Origin of the sequence: Mycetohabitans endofungorum, from assembly GCF_002927045.1 — a bacterium.
GTDB classification, from domain to species: Bacteria; Pseudomonadota; Gammaproteobacteria; order Burkholderiales; family Burkholderiaceae; genus Mycetohabitans; species Mycetohabitans endofungorum.
Genome location: NZ_PRDW01000024.1, coordinates 1 through 20,274, shown reverse-complemented (window position 1 = coordinate 20,274; position 20,274 = coordinate 1). Strand labels below are relative to the sequence as shown.

Annotated in this window: 3 protein-coding genes; 1 reads left to right on the top strand and 2 read right to left on the bottom strand. The window is 58.6% G+C overall.

The features are described 5' to 3' along the window. A partial coding sequence (locus B0O95_RS14555) for an amino acid adenylation domain-containing protein (RefSeq protein ID WP_146064101.1) occupies window positions 1-5,778 on the top strand: 5,778 nt, incomplete at its 5' end. A 141-nt stretch (window positions 5,779-5,919) separates the two neighbouring features. Here B0O95_RS14555 and B0O95_RS14550 read toward each other — a convergent pair. Both B0O95_RS14550 and B0O95_RS14545 read right to left on the bottom strand, forming a co-directional pair. Beyond that, window positions 5,920-6,678 (bottom strand): aspartate/glutamate racemase family protein, encoded by a 759-nt coding sequence (locus tag B0O95_RS14550; protein WP_255779294.1) that lies wholly within the window; start codon window positions 6,676-6,678, stop codon window positions 5,920-5,922. A 171-nt stretch (window positions 6,679-6,849) separates the two neighbouring features. Continuing rightward, window positions 6,850-20,226: a non-ribosomal peptide synthetase gene (locus B0O95_RS14545; protein ID WP_233203423.1), complete on the bottom strand. Its 13,377-nt coding sequence runs from the start codon at window positions 20,224-20,226 to the stop codon at window positions 6,850-6,852. Window positions 20,227-20,274 lie beyond the last annotated feature (48 nt).

Sequence of the window (20,274 nt, the reverse complement as noted above, 5' to 3'; positions counted from 1 at the left end):
GCCACGGCACTCGAGCACACACCGGATCTACCCGTCCAGCAACTGAACGTGCTGCCAGCTAACGAGCGCACACTGTTACTCGAGACGTGGAACGCGACGCAGCAGGACTATCCGGCGCATCAATGCATTCACCAATTGTTCGAAGCGCAGGTCGAGCGCACGCCCCAGGCGCCGGCGTTGGTGGTTGAAGAGCGGACGCTGAGCTACGCGCAGCTCAATGCACAGGCGAATCGCTTGGCGCATCAGTTAATCGAGTTGGGCGTTAAGCCCGATGCGCGCGTGGCGATCTGTGTCGAGCGCAGCCCGGCGATGGTGGTGGGGCTGTTGGCGATTCTGAAGGCGGGCGGGGCGTATGTGCCGCTCGACCCAAGCTATCCGGGCGAGCGGCTCGCGCATATCCTCACGGATGCGGCGCCGGACATTGTGTTGGCCGATGCGGTGGGCCGGGCTGCTCTCGGTGAGGCGACGCTCGCGTCGCGCACGGTGCTCGATCCGCATGTATTGCCGGCGCGGGCGGACACCAATCCGTCAGTGCTGGCACTGACGTCCCGCCATCTCGCGTATGTGATCTATACGTCCGGTTCCACCGGTGTGCCCAAGGGGGTGATGGTTCATCATCAAGGCGTGGTTCGGTTGGTGCGAAATACAGATTACATAAAAGTTGAGCCGGGAGCCGTCTTCGCGCTCGCATCGAACCTGGCATTCGACGCGACGACTTTCGAGATCTGGGCACCGCTGTTGAATGGGGCACGCATCGAGGTTATCGAGCGGGAGACTTTGCTTTCTCCTGCCACGTTGGCCCGTAAGCTCAAGCAAAGTGGTGTGACAGTACTATTCTTGACGACGGCGCTCTTTAACCAGATGGTTAAAGAGAAGGTTGAGGCTTTTAGTGATCTGCATTACTTGTTGTTTGGAGGAGAAAATGCGGATCCGCGATGCGTGTTCCGCGTTCTACAGCAAGCAAAGCCGCGGCACCTGCTACATGTGTATGGCCCAACGGAAACAGTCACCTATGCGAGCTGGTATGAGGTGCGCAATGTCAAACAGGATACAAGCATTCCTATTGGGCGTCCGATTGCGAACACACGGATTTACCTGCTCGACCGCTACGGTCAGCCGGTGCCACTGGGCGCAGTGGGTGAGCTGTATATTGGCGGCGCGGGGGTTGCGCGTGGCTATCTGAATCGTCCCGAGCTGACGGCCGAGCGCTTTGTGCGCGACCCGTTCTCGGACGAGCCCAATGCACGGATGTACAAGACCGGGGATTTGGCGCGGTATTTGCCCGATGGAAACTTGGAATTCCTCGGTCGCAACGACCATCAAATCAAGATCCGCGGCTTTCGCATTGAGCCCGGTGAGATCGAGGCATGCTTGGCTCAGCATACGCAGGTGCGCGAGGCGGTGGTGCTGGCCATGGGTGAAGGCCAGGATAAACGGCTGGTCGCGTATGTGGTGGCCGATCCCGATGACGCGTTAGCGGGTATCTTGCGCACGCATGTGGCGGCAGCGTTGCCTGATTACATGGTGCCCAGTGCGTTCGTGCAGCTTGACGCATTCCCTCTGACACCGAACGGCAAGCTGGATCGGCGGGCATTGCCGGCGCCCGATGCACAAGCGTTCGCGCATCAAGCGTACGAGGCGCCGCAGGGCGAATTGGAGACCACGTTAGCAGCAATCTGGTCCGAGCTGTTGGGTGTGGAGAGAATCAGCCGACACGACAGCTTCTTCGCGTTGGGTGGCCATTCGCTGCTGGCGGTGCGCTTGATGAACCGGGTGGCCATGCTGGGCATCGTATTGCCGCTGGCCACGTTGTTTGCTGCGCCGACGCTGGCCGGGTTAGCCGCGGCATTAAATGCGCACCGCACGGACCGCGCCGTGCTGCCCGTGATCACGCCGGTGTCGCGTGACGGTGCGTTGCCGTTGTCGTTCGCACAGCAGCGGCTGTGGTTCCTTGCACACCTCGACGGCGCGAGCGACTCGTATCATATTCCGCTGACACTGCGCCTGCGCGGCACGCTTAACATCACCGCGTGGCAGCAGGCACTGGATGCGCTATTTGCGCGTCACGAAGCGCTGCGCTCGGTGTTCGTCAGCGTTGACGGTCAGCCGCAGGTGCAACTGTTGCCCGCCGAGGTGGGCGTGCCGATGGCCTGGCATGATCTGCGCGGCGTGCCTGATGCGCAGGCGCAGTTGGTGCGACTGAGCGCCGAGGCGGCCCAAGCGCCATTCGACCTGGTCCATGGCCCGCTCGTGCGTGCGTGCGGCATGCAGTTGGCCGATGACGAGTACGTGATGCTGCTCGTGCAGCACCATATCGTGTCGGATGGCTGGTCAATCGGCGTGCTGGTGCGCGAATTGAATACGTTGTATCGCGCGGCCTGTGACGGACAGACGGATCCGCTGCCGGCGCTGACGATCCAATATCCGGATTATGCGGCCTGGCAGCGTCAGTGGCTCACGGGTGAGCGGCTTGAGGCGCAAAGCGCGTACTGGTGCACGCAGCTCGCCAATGCTCCGGTGTTGCTGGCGTTACCCACTGACCGGCCACGGCCGGCGCAGCAATCGTTCGCGGGTGCCTGTGTGCCGATTCGGATCGATGCGTCCATCACGCAAGCGCTGAAGCGTTTAAGCCAAGCGCAAGGCGCGACGCTGTTCATGACGGTGCTCGCGGCGTGGAGCGCGGTGCTCGCGCGGCTGTCGGGGCAAGAGGATCTGGTGATTGGCACGCCCAGCGCCAATCGTCACCATCCTCAGATTGAGCCGTTGATTGGCTTCTTTGTGAACACGCTGGCGTTGCGCCTGGATGTGTCGGGCGAGCCGAGCGCTGCGCAGCTGCTCGAGCGGGTGCGGCGCACGACGCTGGAAGCGCAAGCGCATCAGGATGTGCCGTTTGAGCAGGTGGTGGAGATTGTGCAGCCGCCGAGGCGGCTGGAGCATACGCCGCTGTTTCAGGTAATGTTCGCGTGGCAGAGCAATGAGCGTGCCGTGTGGGATCTGCCGGCGTTAGAAGTCACGCCAGCGGACTTGGCTTATGACGTGGCCAAGTTCGATTTGGACCTGCACCTATATGAAGCAGGTGGGGAGATTGTCGGCGGGCTGAATTATGCGATGGCGCTGTTCGATCGCGCGACGATTGAGCGGCACGTCGGGTATTTGCAGACGATGTTGCAGGCGATGGCTGCTGACGCCCAACAGCCTGTCATGCATGTCGCGTTACTGTCGCCGGCCGAACGCACGTTGTTGCTGCAGACGTGGAACGCGACGCAGCAGGACTATCCGGCGCACCAATGCATTCACCAGTTGTTTGAAGCGCAAGTGGAGCGCACGCCCGAGGCGACAGCACTGGTCTATGAGGACCAGACGCTCAGCTACGCTCAGTTGAATGCCCGGGCGAATCGCCTCGCGCATCAGTTAATCGAACTAGGTGTGAAGCCCGATGCGCGGGTGGCGATCTGTATGCAGCGCAGTCCCGCGATGGTGGTGGGGCTGTTGGCGATTCTGAAGGCGGGTGGTGCGTATGTACCACTCGATCCAGCGTATCCAGGCGCGCGGCTCGCGCATATTCTCGCGGATGCGGCGCCGGACATTGTGTTGGCCGATGCAGCGGGCCGGGCGGTGTTGGGTGAGGCGGCCTTGGCTCATCGTACGGTGCTTGATCCGAACAAGTTGCCGGAGTGGGCACAGACGAATCCGTTGGTAGTCGAGCTCACGTCCCGACATCTGGCGTACGTGATCTATACATCCGGTTCCACCGGCATACCAAAAGGCGTTTTGGTTCAGCACAGTAGTGTAGTCAACCATGGAATAGTAATGGCGCAGCGACTTGGACTGAGTTCGCGAGATCGCCTTTTACAATTTTCTTCGTTATCTTTTGACTCATCAGTCGAAGAAATTTTTTGCACTTTATGCTATGGCGCAACGTTAGTTTTGAGAACGGATGCTTGGCTGGCAGACGCCAAGCAATTTTGGGATCTTTGTGAAGCAAACCGCATAAGCTTGGTAGCTTTACCCACTCAGTTCTGGGCACAATTAATTCAGGAAAAAGCTGCTGTTGCAAGCAGCGTACGTGCGATTACCATTGGCGGAGATACATTAAGCGCATCGACACAAAGTGCATGGTTAGCTGGAGGCCATCAGGCGCGCTTATTGAATACTTATGGTCCGACTGAAACGACGGTTATCGTTACGATATATGAAGTAGTAGATGATAGTGATCATTGGCGTTGCATCGGCCGTCCGATCGCAAACACCCGGATTTACCTGCTCGATAGCTACGGTCAGCCGGTACCGTTGGGCGCGGTGGGTGAGCTGTATATCGGTGGCGCGGGGGTGGCGCGCGGCTACCTGAATCGCCCGGAGCTGACCGCTGAACGCTTCGTGCGCGACCCATTCGTGGGCGAGGCCGATGCGCGGATGTACAAGACCGGGGATTTGGCGCGTTACTTGCCCGATGGAAACTTGGAGTTTCTGGGCCGCAACGATCATCAAGTCAAGATTCGCGGCTTTCGGATTGAATTGGGCGAGATCGAGGCGTGCCTGACCCAGCATGCGCAGGTGCGCGACGCGGTCGTGCTGGCCATGGGCGAAGGCCAAGATAAACGGCTAGTCGCGTATGTGGTGGCCGAGCCCGATGACGCGTTAGCGGGTATCTTGCGCACGCATGTGGCGGCAGCGTTGCCTGAGTACATGGTGCCCAGTGCGTTCGTGCAGCTTGACGCATTCCCCTTGACGCCGAACGGCAAGCTCGATCGCCGTGCGTTGCCGGCGCCGGACGCGCAGGCTTTTGCGCACCAGGCGTATGAAGCGCCGCAGGGCGAGCTTGAGACCACATTGGCCAAGATCTGGTCCGAGTTGCTGGGTGTGGAGAGGATCAGCCGACACGATAACTTCTTCGCACTCGGTGGCCATTCGCTGCTCGCGGTGCAGATGATCAGTCGGAGCCGCACCGCTTTGGATATCTCCATTCCGATGCCCGTCCTGTTTGAAGCACCGACCCTTGCCGCGCTAGCGCAGCGTGTATCGGTACAAGAGAACGTGCAGGATGAGTCCTTTGCTGTGCTACTACCGATTCAACCTCATGGCGCTCGACCTGCGCTTTTCTGTGTCCATCCCGTCACTGGGCTAAGTTGGCACTATCGAGGCCTGGTGAGCCATTTGGAGGCAGATCAACCGGTCTATGGCCTACAAGCCCGTGGACTCGACGGCGACTCGTCGCCCGCCGTCACGATCGAAGCGATGGTGATAGACTATATTCAGCAGATCCGCCGTATTCAACCACGCGGGCCTTACTATCTGCTAGGTTGGTCATTTGGCGGAAAAGTGGTCCATAGCATGGCAACGCAGCTTGAACAACAGGGAGAGCGGGTCGCGTTGCTAGCGGTGCTCGATGCGACGCCGGATTATGTGCAACGGGATAACAAGTCAAAGATCACCGAAGACGATTTTTATCATCTGTTTGTACGCCACGCTGCAGGCAGTCTGTCGGAAGCCGGCCATTATTTGTGGGAGAAAACCCGTGCAGTGCTTCAAAATAATGTGCAGCTTGTTCAACGTTTTTCGCCACGTGTTTACAGTGGCGATATGTTGTTTTTCAGGGCGACAATGGCACAAGATGCATGGACTCAACCCATCTTACCGAAGGTATGGCAGCCTTATGTAATGGGTAATATTGAGGTTCACGATATTGCCTGCCAACATTACGACATGGAGTTGCCCGTGCCTACTGCACAGATTGGCCGCATTTTGCGCCAGAAGTTGAATGCGCTACAAGCGGCATGATCAACACTGCCGCCCTGGACCTGCCGGCTGAGTCAGTGTGCGAATTGGGCTAAGATTGGCTATCGCCAGTATGGGCCTTATCGGGTGGCGCAAGGGGACAGTTCCCTTGCGCTCCCGTGGGTGGGCCGATGCCACGCCAGATCAACCCAGCTTGACTAGTGGCCTAAGGCGTACCCCCATACCCTGATCAGGTATCGATTTAGCCCGCCACCACTGCACGCAAGCATCAGCTAGACAGCATGCCGAATCGATCAAATGGATGTCACGGATCCCCGCAGGCACCACCATTGGCAACTCGGTGCAGCCTAGAATCACAGCGTCGGCGTGCAACGCACGGCATGCCGTAAGTGAACGGGCCAGTTGAGCCGACGCGCCGGGAAGGTCGCCTGCTTTGCTGAGTGAGATGGCGGCACTCGTTAGCTCGACGATCTCATCGTCAGGTTCGATGAGACGCACGCCGGCATTATTCAATGCGTGATCGTACAATCGATAACGGATAGTGGAGCGCGTGCCTAGCACGATTGCGCTCCCTGCTCCTGAGAGCGCAGTCTGCCGCGCGGTCGCGGAGACCATATCAATGAACGGAATCCGCAAAGCCGCTGCGAATTCATCGCGCCAGTAGTGAGCGGTGTTGCACGCAATAGCGACGGCGCCGCATCCAGCCTGCGCTAATTGCGCAAGGCGCGCATGGATCATTGTCGGGACAATCGTGTCGCCGTTCTCGACTGCAGTGGAGCGGTCCGGGATCTCTGGACAGGAAAGCAGTAGAAACGGGACATGGTCCTGATCGACCTGCGCACCCGCACGTTGAGCCAGTAGCCGCAAAAAGTATGCGGTGGCCTCGCTGCCCATACCTCCTAAAATGCCAAGGCGATTTTTTCCAAATGAAGCATCCGTCATCATTTACTTATCCTGAAATGTCGCCGCCGTAACGCTTGACGACAGTCTTTATCCTGACGTCCCCAAACCCCTTGCAAAAAATGAGCACTGGTGCTCGGCGTACCGGCGCATAACCTTGGAAAGCTTTAGCGTTTAGCTCCGGTACCACCTCGCACGCGTACGGGTAAGTGTTTAGCTCACCGTCCTTAGCTTCTGCGCAATGATGGGGCCAATTTGGGCTAACGGTTCCGGTTGCATCATCGCGCCATGTTCGCAGTCGATGGAATGCATCTCAACATGGCCTTTTACGTAAGCCTGCCATGTTTCCGGCTCTGGCCGATAGCCTGGTTTCTCCAATGCGGCTTTAATATGCAGCATGTCCCCTTCGAACGAAGAGCGAGGTACATAACGCTCTATCATTTGAGGTGTTTTTTCAAAGAAATCCAAAATGCTATCAAATTGACGCTCATCTAATGCGGCATATAGGCTACCTCCTTTGCGAAGAATCTCCCGACGCTCGTCAAAATCGAGTGGCGTTTTTTCTGAACTGGCTGAATCGTATCCGGCCTCTGCAAGCAGATCGGCAATCATGTCTTGTCTGGCAACCCGTCGCATGGGCTTGTTTTTTGTCCTAACGTAGCTATCCAAAAGGGCAAGTAAGGCGACGTGTTCGCCTTCCTTTTGAAGAATGCAAGCCATTTCAAAGGCAATGAGCCCCCCCAAAGACCAGCCTACTAGTTGATAAGGACCGCTAGGTTGGATACGGCGGATTTGTTCAACGTAATCCAAGGCCATTTCTTCAATCGTTTCTGGAAGAGGCCCTGAGGTCGAAAGGCAGCGCGCCTGCAAACTATAAAGAGGATGCTGGCGATCGACATACCGCAGGAGTCCGGCATAGCACCAACCCAGTTCTCCCGCTGGATGGATGCAGAACACCGGAGGGCGTTCTCCGCGGGGCCTGAGCGGCAATACGACTTGGAATAATGGGTCAAGGTCGGTCGGCTTGTCTGGCTGCTGGCTGAGGCCCGCTACGGTAGGCGTTTCAAACAAGTTTCGAATGGACAGCTCCAAGCCGAGTGTGGCACGGACACGGTTGATCAACCGTGCAGCCAGCAACGAATGGCCCCCTAGCTCGAAGAAGTTGTCATCGATACCGACGTGTGCGACGCCCAGCACCTCGGCAAATAGTTCGCAAAGCACCTGTTCTTCAGGGGTGCGCGGCATGCGTGCTGTTGCCGTTACCGTCATTTCCGGCGCTGGCAGTGCTTTGCGATCGACCTTACCGTTTGGTGTAAGCGGCAATGCATCAAGCACGACGAATACGGCCGGGATCATATAGTCCGGCAGCTTCTGACCCAGGTATTGTCTAAGTGTAGCGGGCGTAATAGTACAGTTTGCTGATGCCACTAAATAGGCCGCCAAGCGTTTGTCTGCTGACCGACCATCCTCCCATGCGATGACCGTCGCTTGTGCAACATTGGGGTGACCGACCAGCGCTGCACTAATTTCTTCCAACTCGACGCGAAAGCCGCGGATTTTGACTTGATGGTCAGTCCGGCCGAGATACTCGAGCTGGCCGTCTGCTCGCCACTTGGCCAAGTCCCCGGTTCGATATAGCCGCTCGCCTTGGCCAAAGGGGTTGGCGATAAAGCGCTCGGCGCTCAGCGCCGGTTGATTGGCATAGCCCCGTGTCAGACCCGCACCCGCGATATACAGCTCGCCAGCTACGCCACAGGGCACCGGCTGCAAATACCGATCAAGCAAATACACGCGTGCGTTGGACAAGGGCCGGCCGATCGGCACGATACCGCTTGCTTGGCGCACGGCTGCAAACCACGTAGAGGTCATCGTGCATTCGGTCGGACCATACTGATTGACCACATGGATCTGCTCGCCCAGCGTCTGGTGCACTTGAGTGCATAAGTCTGCCTCAAGCGCTTCGCCGCTGGTCAAAATCGTGTGCAGCGTAGGGGTCGTTTGCGGGCCGTCAGTCACTTGGCAGACGCTGCGCAACAAGCTGGGCGTGATGCTGAGCAACTTCGTGACACTGTGCTCGTTGATCGCGCGCACGTATTGATGCGGCTCTTTGGCTTGTGCTGTCGGGATTAGCACTGTCCGAGCGCCTGCCACGAGTGGGCCAAGTAGATCGCGCACCGATGCGTCAAAGGCCAGGCTAGCCACGTTGAGCACGACATCGGCCTCAGTGAGGCGGTAGTGGCGCACTAGGAAGTTCAAGTAATTGGCCGCGCCGCTGTGCTGGCTCATTACGCCTTTAGGCTTGCCCGTTGAGCCTGACGTGTAGGTGATATAGGCAAGATTGTGCGGTCTCACGACGCTGGTTGGTCGTGTTGAGGGCTGCGTGGCGATCTGATCCCAGCTCGTCTCCAGCGTCACGGTCTGAGCGCGGGTGGCGGGCAACAGCGATTCAAGGTGGGGTTGCAGCACCAATACTGCGACTTGTGCATCCTCAAGCATATAAGCGATGCGCTCAGCTGGATAACTTGGATCCAGGGGCAAGTAGGCGCCCCCCGCTTTCAAGATACCCAATAAGCCCACGAGCATCTGCAGCGAGCGCTCCGCACATAGGCCGACGATGACTTCGGGTCCTATGCCCATGGCAAGCAGATGATGCGCAAGCTGGTTGGCTCGGCGGTCCAACTCGGCGTAAGTCATTTGCTGCGTTTCGAACACCGCAGCGACTGCGTTCGGCGTGCGTTGCACCTGTGCTTCAAATAGCTGGTGCAGGATTGGCGCAGACGAAAAGTCAGCTGCCGTGTCATTCCACGCTGTGAGTAGTTGGCGCCGTTCCGTGGCGCCGAGCAGCGGCAGCTCAGACAGGCGCTGCACTGGATTGGCGGCCACTGCCTCGAGCACGTTGACCCAGTGCTGGCCGAGTCGCTCGATCGTATCGGCATCGAACAAGTCTGTCGCATATTGTAGCCAGCCATCGATGCCGTCCGATGTCTCACCGAAGGACAAAGTCAAGTCAAACTTGGTACTGAGCCGTTCCAGGTCAATTTTTTCAACCGTGAGCCCTGGCAATGTAAGGTCCGACATGGGTACATTGAACCCATTGACCATGACCTGAAAAATCGGTTGGCGAGACAGGTCGCGTACGGGTTGCAGTACTTCCACCAGTTTTTCGAAAGGCACCACCTGGTGCGCATAGGCGCCCAATGTAGTTTCGCGCACCTGCGCCAGCAATTCGTTGAAGCGGGGATTACCCGACAAGTCAGTACGCAGCGCCAAGGTATTGATGAAAAATCCGATTAGCGCTTCGGTTTGCACTTGCGTGCGTCCTGCGATCGGTGAACCCACGACGATATCGTCTTGTCCGCTCCAGCGGCTGAGCACGACCTGGAATGCGGCGAGCAACGTCATATATAACGTTGCGCCTTCGCGCTGCGCCAGTGCTTTGAGTTGCGCGGCAAGCGCCGCCGGCACGTGCACCGCGAGGCCATGCCCACGGCCGCTTGGCACGGCGGGCCGCGGCCGGTCGGTTGGTAGCTCCAACGCGGCAGGCGCTCCCGCCAATTGCTTGCGCCAGTAATTCAACTCCCGTTCCAGTGCTTCGTCCTTAAGCCATGCGCGCTGCCAAAGCGCATAATCGGCATATTGGACTGCCAGCTCGGGTAATGGCGAGCCTTGCTTTTGACTAAAGGCCGTATATAACGCTTGAATTTCCCGTGCCAGCACACCTAGAGACCAGCCATCCGAAATGATGTGATGCAATATCACGCTTAACACATGGATATCAGGCGCGAGACGTAGCAGTGCAAAGCGCACCAGCGGCCCTGCAGTGAGATCAAACGGCTGCTGAGCGGCGGCTAGCAGATAATGCATGACGTCATGCTCAGCCACTTCGTGCGGTATCAGTTCAACCGTCCAGGGCGGATTGACCACTTGCACACCGTCCCCATCATGGGTTTCAAACCGGGTGCGTAATGTTTCATGACGCCGGACGATTTCACTTAATGCGGCAGCCAGTGCAGCGACATCCAATTTACCCGTCAAGCGCATTGCAATCGGTATCTGGTACGCTGCGCCTTGCCCTAATTGCTCCAAGAACCACAGACGTTCTTGCGCGAACGACAAAGGCAAAATGGTGGGACGCGTTTGCGTGGTCAACGCTGGAATGTTGATGTCACGACTTTGCCGCAATGCGCCCAGACGAGGTGTCAGTTCGGCAATAGTAGGCGCTTCAAACAGCGCGCGCACCGGCAGTTCGGCTCCCAGCGCTTGCTGGACTCGGGCTGCAAAGCGCATCGCTAGCAATGAGTGTCCGCCGAGTTCAAAGAAGTTGTCGTCAATACCCACGCGTGGCAGACCAAGCACTTCGGCGACCAATTCAGTCAGCGTTTGCTCTTGAGGCGAACGCGGGGCGCGGTAGTGTTCCGAAATAAAATTCGGTGCCGGCAGTGCTTTACGGTCCACTTTATTATTCGGCGTCAGCGGCATGGCGTCGAGCCTGACGAACGCCGATGGCACCATATAGTCCGGCAAGCTGCCTTTGAGCTGATCGCGCAGCGCAGTGGTTTCGATAGCGTCATCGCTGACGAAATAGGCCACCAGTCGCTTCTCGCCTGGCTCATCCTCCCGGGCCACGACCACAGCTTGATGGATGGACGGATGGGCCAGCAGTTGCGTTTCAATCTCGCCGAGTTCGACGCGAATGCCACGGACCTTGACTTGATGGTCGGTGCGGCCCAAATACTGAAGTTGGCCATCGGCTCGCCATTTGGCCAAATCGCCGGTTCGATACAGCCGCTCGCCGTGCCCGAACGGGTTTGCGATAAAGCGCTCGGCGCTTAGCGCAGGGCGTTTGAAATAGCCGCGCGCCAATCCGACACTGGCGATGTACAGCTCGCCGACCACGCCCGGTGGGGCCGGTTGCAGATGTCGATCCAGCACGTAGACGCGCGCGTTCGAGATCGCGCGACCGATCGGCACGATGCCGCTTGGCTGAGGCACGGCCGCGAACCAAGTTGAGCTGAGCGTGCACTCGGTCGGGCCGTACTGGTTGATCACGTCAACTTGCGCGCCGAATACTTGGCGGGCCCGGTTGCACAAAGTTGCTTCCAGTGGCTCACCGCAGGTCAGGATTGCCTGCAATGCCAGCTGAGGCAAGGGGCGGTCCTGAGCCGCCTCGCACAGGCTGCGCAGAAAGCTGGGCGTGATGCTGAGCATTTTGGTGACGCCCTGCTCATGGATCACGGACAAATACTTGTGCGGCTCCTTGGCTTGTGCGGTGGGCACCAGCACGGCCCGCCCACCCGAGGTTAGCGGACCGAACAGGTCACGCACCGACGGGTCGAAGGCCAAGCCTGACACATTCAGCACAACGTCCGCTGTGGTGAGACGATAGTGGCGAGTCAGGAAGGCCAGATAATTGGCGACGCCACGATGTCGGATCATGACCCCTTTGGGCCGCCCGGTCGAACCCGACGTATAGATGACGTAAGCGAGATGCGCGGGCGTCACACCGCTGTGCGGCGTATGGTGTGGCTGGGTCGCGATGTCGTGCCAGTCGGCATCCAAGCACACACGCCGGGCGTCGGTGGCGGGCAATTGCGCTTCGAGGTGAGCTTGCGTGACCAGCACGGGGGCGCTGGCTTCTTCAAGCATATAAGCGAGGCGCTCGGGCGGATAGCTGGGATCCAGCGGCGCGTAAGCGCCACCGGCCTTCAAAATGCCCAATATGCCGATTAGCATCTCGAGCGAGCGCTCGACGCATAGCCCCACGATGACCTCCGGGCCGACGCCCAAAGCGCGAAGGTGATGTGCAAGCTGGTTAGCGCGCGTGTTCAACTCGGCGTAGGTTATCTGTTGCGCTTCGCACACGGCGGCCACCACATGCGGCGTGCGCTGCGCTTGAGTCTCGAACAGCTGATGCAGGGTTTGCGTGTCGGGATAATCGGCCGCGGTGTCGTTCCACGTCGTGAGCAATTGATGCTGCTCTGCGGCGCTGAGCAGCGGCAGTTCAGACAGGCGCTGCGCTGGATTGGCGGCCACTGCCTCGAGCACATTGACCCAATGCTGGCCGAGTCGCTCAATTGTGTCGGCATCGAACAAGTCCGTCGCATATTGTAGCCAGCCGTCGATGCCATCCGGCGTTTCACCGAAGTACAGCGTGAGATCGAACTTCGTGCCAAATGTATCGAATTGAACTGGTTCGGCGATGAGCCCTGGCAAAGCCAGGTTCGATGTCGACAGATTCAACCCATTGACCATGACTTGCACAATCGGTGGACGCGACAGGTCCCGAACGCGCTGCAATACTTCTACCAGCTTCTCAAATGGCACAGCTTGATACGCATATGCCTCTAACGCTGTCTCCCGCACCTGTGCCAACAATTCGTTGAAGCGGGGATTACCCGACAAGTCGGTACGCAACGCCAAGGTATTGAGGAAGAAGCCTAACAGTCCTTCCGTTTGTGCCTGCGTGCGTCCTGCAATCGGAGAGCCCACCACGATATCATCTTGCCCGCTCCAGCGGCTGAGTACAATTTGGAACGCCGTGAGCAACGTCATGTATAACGTTGCGCCTTCACACTGCGCCAGCGTTTTGAGTTGCGCGGCAAGCGCCGCCGGCACGTGTACTGCAAGGCCATGGCCTCGGCCGCTTGGTACGGCGGGCCGCGGCCGGTCGGTTGGCAGCTCCAACGCGGCAGGCGCTCCGGCCAATTGCTTGCGCCAGTAATTCAGCTCCCGTTCTAGCGCTTCGTCCTTCAGCCATGCGCGCTGCCAAAGCGCATAATCGGCATATTGGACCGGTAGCTCGGGCAGGGGCGAGGGCCGACCCTGAACAAACGCGCTGTACAGTTCGTTCAGTTCGCGCGTGAGTACGCCGATTGACCAGCCATCTGAGATGATGTGGTGCAACACAATACTCAGCACATGAACATTGGAAGCAAGCCGTAGTAATTCAAAGCGCACCAGCGGGCCCGTAGTCAGATTGAACGGTTGTTCAGCGCTGGCTTGCAGATAGTTAACGAGCTCGCATTCATCAAGCTCACGCGGCTTGAGCGCGACGGTCCATGGCGGATCGATCACTTGTACGCCGGTGCCATCGCGCGCCTCGAACCGGGTACGCAAAGCCTCATGGCGCCGAACGATTTCACTGAGCGCGGCGTTTAACGCTGGTACGTCTAGTTGCCCCGTCAATCGGGTAGCCATCGGTATCTGATAAGCGTCGCCTTGCCCTAATTGATCCAAGAACCACAGACGTTCTTGCGCGAAAGACAGAGGTAATGTGTCGGGCCTGGGCTGAACCGTCAGCGCGGGGATGGACAGTTCATTGTTTTGCTGCATTGCCGTGATGCGGGGAGCCAGCTCCGCCACGCTTGCGGCCTCAAACAACGTGCGAATAGGGACCTCAACGCCTAACGTGGCGCGGATGCGGCTGATCAGGCGGGTCGCCAGCAGCGAATGCCCACCCAAGTCGAAGAATCGGTCATCAATGCCAACACGCGGCAGGCCGAGTACTTCTGCAAACAGTTCGGCCAGCGTTTGTTCTTGTGGCGAACGTGCAGCACGGTAATGCTCAGAGACAAAATCCGGTGCTGGTAGCGCTTTGCGGTCGAGTTTGCCGTTGGGCGTGAGTGGCAAGTTGTCTAGCAGCACCATGGCGGCTGGCACCATGTAGGCCGGCAGCGCAGAGGCCGCGTAGCGACGAATGTCCGCAAGCTGGTCGAGCTTGGCGGGGTTATTCGCATAGGTGCCAAGCGCTTGGCTGGCGAGCGCGGTTGGGGATAAGTACAGGTCGGTGAACGTGGCGTTGGCCGCTTCGCTGGCCTGAACGAGCAAGATATCCATGCACGCTTGCGCGTCGCCTGACCAAGTCGCGGCAACCCAATAGCCGCACGCCTGGCCCAGTGCATGGAAGTCGTCGGGCGTGAGCCCCTCTGCCCGTGTGCCACCTGCTTTGAGTCGATGCTGGACGGTGGCGATATCGCAGCCGCGCTCGAGCGCTTGCATGGCCTCAATGTCCCGTTCCAGGCGTGCGTTGGGCACGCCTACGATACGCAGGCGTGTGGGACGTTGCGTGTTCAGGTGAGCTTTCAACGTGTCGAGATCGGCGAACTGCTGACCCCAGTACAACTGCGGCGCTTGAGCTAGCGAAAGCGTTCGAATAGGCTCTGCTGCCTGTTTATGCAGTACCACATCGTAGCGGTAGCGGCTGAGCTCATTTTCATATGAGCCCCGCTTGAGTTGAATATCGACCGCGGCGATGGCATCAATCGTACGCGATAGCGTACTAAAGAACGCCGGCGCGAGCAGCAGTTCTTTTTCCGCAAGTAATGCCTGCTCGATACGTCGGCGTAGGGTGGATACGTCGTCAACCGCAGGATTGGCTTGATGCAGCTGCACGGCGCTGACAAAGCAAGTTAGCAGGTTGAAGTTGCGCACGTCGCCAATAAAGACCACACCACCGGGTGCAAGCAGCGCCATCGCTTGACACAGTACATCTTGTAGATAGCTGACATTGGGAAAGTACTGTGCCACCGAGTTGATCACGATGGTGTCGAAATAGCCTGACGGCAGTCCTTCGGTGACATGGGCCGCCTGCGTGCGTAATTCCACGCGCGAGGCTAATTCTGGATAGTGCGTCAGTTGCGCCTGGAGTGCTTCAATGGTGGGCATCGAGAAGTCTGTGCCCCAATAGGCTTCGCAATGCGGTGCCAGATGGGCGAGCAGCAGGCCGCTGCCCACACCGATTTCCAATAATCGTCGGGGTTTAAGTGCTTGAATCCGTGCGACCGTGGCTGTACGCCATGCCTGCATGTCGGGCAGTGGGATCGGGCGCCCGTCATAACTGCTGTCCCAGCCGACGAAATTCTCGCCAAAAGCACTGGATTGGTTGCTGCCATAGTGAGTATCGTAGATCGTTTGCCATTCGCCGACTTGGCGCTCTTCTGTGGCCGCATTACGCTCAGCAGTCGTTTTGTCGAGCGTGACATAGCCAACCAGTTGCGCGTGGCCTGGGCGGTCTTCGCGGGCAATCACCGCCGCCTGGGCGACGGCCGGGTGGCGACACAGCACGGCCTCGATTTCACCTGGCTCAATCCGGAAGCCGCGCAACTTGACTTGATGATCGGCACGGCCGAGGAAATCGAGTGTACCGTCGGCTCGCCAGCGAGCTAGATCGCCGGTGCGATACAAGCGCGCGCCTGCTGAGCCAAACGGCGCGGCAACGAAGCGTTCCGCCGTCAAAGCAGGGCGATTGAGATAACCGCGTGCGAGCCCGATGCCACCTATATAGAGCTCGCCCGACACGCCGACTGGCACTGGCTGTAGATGGTCATCCAAGACGTACAGCTGTGTGTTGCCAATCGGCTGGCCAATCGATGACGCTGCTTCAGTCAAAGCCTCATCAGGTAAAAACCGCCGCATCGCCACGCATACTGTCGCCTCGGTGGGCCCATACGCGTTTGTCATGTGCCGCGCCTGCGACCACTGTTCGACGAGGTGCGGCGGGCAGGATTCGCCGGCAACGATCAAATGCGAACAAGTGGACAGACTATCAGCGGGCAGGGCGGCCAACGCGCTGGGCGGCAACGTGGCGTGGGTGATGGCTTGATCCGATGCGAGCTTCGCCAGCGCGTCTCCTGGCAACAACTGCTCTGAGCGCCCTAGGACCAACGTGGCGCCTGACAGCAGCGACATGCACAGTTCCCAGAAAGCGGCATCAAAACTCAATGACGCAAACTGTAGGACACGGCTGTGCGGGCTCAGCGAGAAGCGCTCGATTTGGGTAGCCGTTAAATTATGGCTGCCAGCATGCGTGACCACAACGCCTTTTGGTTTTCCGGTCGAGCCGGAAGTGTAGATGACATACGCGGGATGGCGGGGAGTGAGTGGTCGGCGACGATGAGTGTCGCTTGGGTTGGATTCGGATCGTTGCGTCAGCGCGGCGCAGACAGCCGGATTATCCAAATGGAGAACCGCGGTGTACTCGTTGGGTAAGCGCTTAGCGCTCGACGCATCGGTGAGGGTGCGCTTGGGCTGCGCATCCGTTAGCATGAAAGCCAATCGTTCGCTCGGATAGTCCGGGTCGAGCGGCAGATAGGCCGCGCCAGCCTTCAAAATACCCAGCAAGGCGCTGATCATTTGCGGCGAGCGGCGTAGCGCTACGGCGACGATATCCTCTGGGCCAATGCCCTCGGCAATCAAATAATGCGCAAGGCGGTTGGCTTGAGCGTTAAGTTCAGCATAGCTGACATGTTGATCTTCGAAGACCAGTGCGATCGCATCAGGCGCTTTGGCCACTTGCGCCTCGAATAGCGCGGGCAGCGTTGCTTCGCAGACCGGTTGCGCCGTATCGTTCCAACCGTTGAGCAGTTGCTGCCGTTCAGCCGTCTCCAGGAGATCGATTTGACCGATCGGTTGCGCAGGCGCGTCGGCAATGGCTTCCAACAAGCGGATGAAGCGACGGGCCAGTCTGTCCACCGTGTCACGATCGAACAGGTCAGTCGCATATTCGATCAATCCTTCCAGCCCTTGCGCACTGCCATCTGTACTCTGTACTTCATCAAAGCTGAAGAATAAGTCGAACTTGGCGGTAAAAGTATCAATAGGTTCGGGTATCAAACGCAGGCCAGGCAGGTCGAATGGCTGCACAGCCGTGTTTTGTAATACCAACGAAACCTGAAAGAGGGGGTGATGTGTGGTTGAGCGGGTTGGATTGAGCCGTTCAACTAGCTGTTCAAACGGTGCATCCTGATGGGCATAAGCAGCCAGACATGTTTCACGCACTCGTTTCAGTAGTGCATTGAAGTTCGGGTTACCTGATGTATCGGTGCGCAGAACCAAGGTATTGACGAAAAAGCCGATAAGCTCGTCCAGCGCCTCGTCGGTACGTCCAGCAATGGCGGTGCCGATTGGAATGTCATTGCCTGCGCCCAGACGGGTCAGCAACGTCGCCAATGCAGCTTGCAATACCATGAACAGGCTGGCTTCGTGGGCACGAGCAAGTGCTTGTAGCTTGCCGTGCAGCGCGGCATCGATTCGCATGGCCACATAGTCGCCGTGATAGCTGGCCACGGGCGGCCGTGTCCGGTCAAACGGCAGTTCCAACCGCTCGGGCAGACCGGCCAATGTGCGCTCCCAGTACGCGAACTGACGGCCAATCATGCTGTCCGGATCATGCTCGTTACCGAATAACGTCTGTTGCCACAGTGTATAGTCGGCATACTGCACAGGTAACGGCGCCCAGGCTGGCGCCTGACCTTCGAGCCGGGCGGCATAGGCGCGACCTAAGTCGCGGGCGAGCGGCGCCATTGACCAGCCATCGCCAGCGATATGATGCAACAGCAGCAATAGCACGTGCTCTTGCGCATCGAGCCGAAACAGCCACGCGCGCAGTGGAATTTCGCGGGACAGGTCGAAATGGTGAACTGCCGCTTGGGCCAGCCTTTGTGACAGCGTTTCTGCTGTCACCTGGACTGTCTCCAGTGTGAGCGAGGCGGCTTCGACAGCGATGATCTGTTGCGTGGCGACACCGTTGATGTCCTTGAAGACAGTGCGCAAGCTTTCATGGCGGGCTAGCAGGTCATTCAACGCGGCCTGCAAAGCGTGGGTGTCCACCGTGCCAAACAGGCGTAACGGCAACGGCATGTTATAGGTGGCGCTGGGTCCTTCGAACTGGTGAGTAAACCATAAGCGGCGCTGCGCGAAGGACAACGGTAGGGTGGCGGGGCGTGTCTGTGGACGCAGTGGCGGCCGGGCGAACGCGTTAGGCGTGAGGCGCTGCGCTAAGTCGGCGACCGTGGGCGCTTCAAACAACGTGCGAATTGCGATGTCAATGTCCAACGTAGCGCGAATGCGGCTGATCAAACGCATCGCCAATAGCGAGTGCCCGCCCAGGTCAAAGAAGTTGTCGTCGATGCCGACGGTATCCAAACCCAATACCTCAGCGAACAGGTCAGCCAGCAGCGTTTCTGCCGCGGTGCGTGGCGCCTGAGCGTTGCTCGAACTGAAGTCGGGAGCCGGCAACGCCTGGCGATCGATTTTGCCGTTCGCCGTCAGCGGCAGCGCATCGAGTTCGACGAATGCGGCCGGCATCATATAGCTGGGCAGTATTTGGCCAAGGTGGGATTTCAGTTCAACGGGCGTGATCGTGTGGCCGGCTGCCGTGACCCAATAGGCGACGAGCTGTTTATTCCCCGGACGGTCTTCGCGCAAGCTGAGTGTGGCTTGGGCGATACCCGGATACTTGGCCAGTACGGATTCGATCTCGCTGAGCTCAATACGAAAGCCTCTAAGCTTGATTTGATGATCAGCACGACCCAGGTATTCCAATTGACCATCAGCGCGCCAACGCACGAGGTCGCCCGTTCGGTAAAGTCGAGTTTTCTGTTCAAATGGGTTGGAAATAAAGCGTTCTGCTGTCAGATCAGGCCGGCCCAAATAAGCACGTGCCAATGCCGGTCCGCCAATATAGAGCTCGCCGGTGACGCCAATGGGTACCGGCTGTAGTGCACGATCGAGCACATAGACACGCGTATTGGCGATCGGGCCGCCCAGCGGCGGTGTCTCGGACGCGGCTAGCTGGGTTGCGGGCCAAGCCAGCGCATTAATGACACCTTCCGTCGGGCCATATAAGTTATAAAGCGTTGCGCTCGGGAAGGTTGTCTGGCATGCGCGTAACACGGCACTCGATAGCGCTTCAGCGCCGCATAGGACGAGCCTGAGATGTTGGCAGTCGGCCACGCCTTCAGTGGCGCAAAGCTGCTCGAGCATGGCTGGAGCGATGTCGATCACGCTGATACGTTGTCGCGCCATCAAAGTGGCAAGACGGCTTGCGTCCATCTGTATGGTCGGATCAGCCATGACCAGGGTAGCGCCAGCCATCAACGGAATAAATATTTCTTCTATGGACGCGTCGAAGCTCAGAGAGATTTGCTGCAAGCAGTGATCGTCCGAGCGCAGTGACAGTAACTGTTGTCCCGCATACAGACGGCTCGACACAGCGTGATGATCGACCATGACTCCTTTGGGCCGGCCAGTGGAGCCTGACGTGTAGATCACGTATGCCAGATGATGCGGGCCCGCGCCGCTTTGTGGCGCATGGTGTGGCTGGGCGGCCATGCGCGCCCAGTCGGTATCAATGCGTACCCGTTGCGCCGGCATGTCGGGCAGTTGCGCTTCAAGATGCGATTGTGTGACGAGTACCGGGACGTTCGCATTGTCCAGCATATAGGCAATCCGCTCGGCAGGATAATTCGGATCGAGGGGCAAATAGGCCCCGCCTGCCTTCAATATGCCCAACACGCCGACCAGCATGTCGATAGAGCGCTCAATGTACACGCCGACGACCACTTCGGGGCCAACGCCGAGTGTACGTAGATAGTGCGCCAACTGGTTCGCACGGATGTTGAGCTCGCGATAGCTACACTGCTGTTGCTCAAAAACAATCGCCACGCTGTGCGGCGTTTTATCAGCCTGTGTCTCAAATAACTGGTGCAGCATTTGAGCTTGCACATCGCCGGTAGCGCCATCGTGTGCCGGGGACGATGTCGTTGCGTTCCACGTCTCGAGTAACAGTGTGCGCTCGTTAGCTGGCAGCACGTTCAGTTGCTGGACGGGTAGATCCGGTGTGTGCTCGAGTGCCGTGGC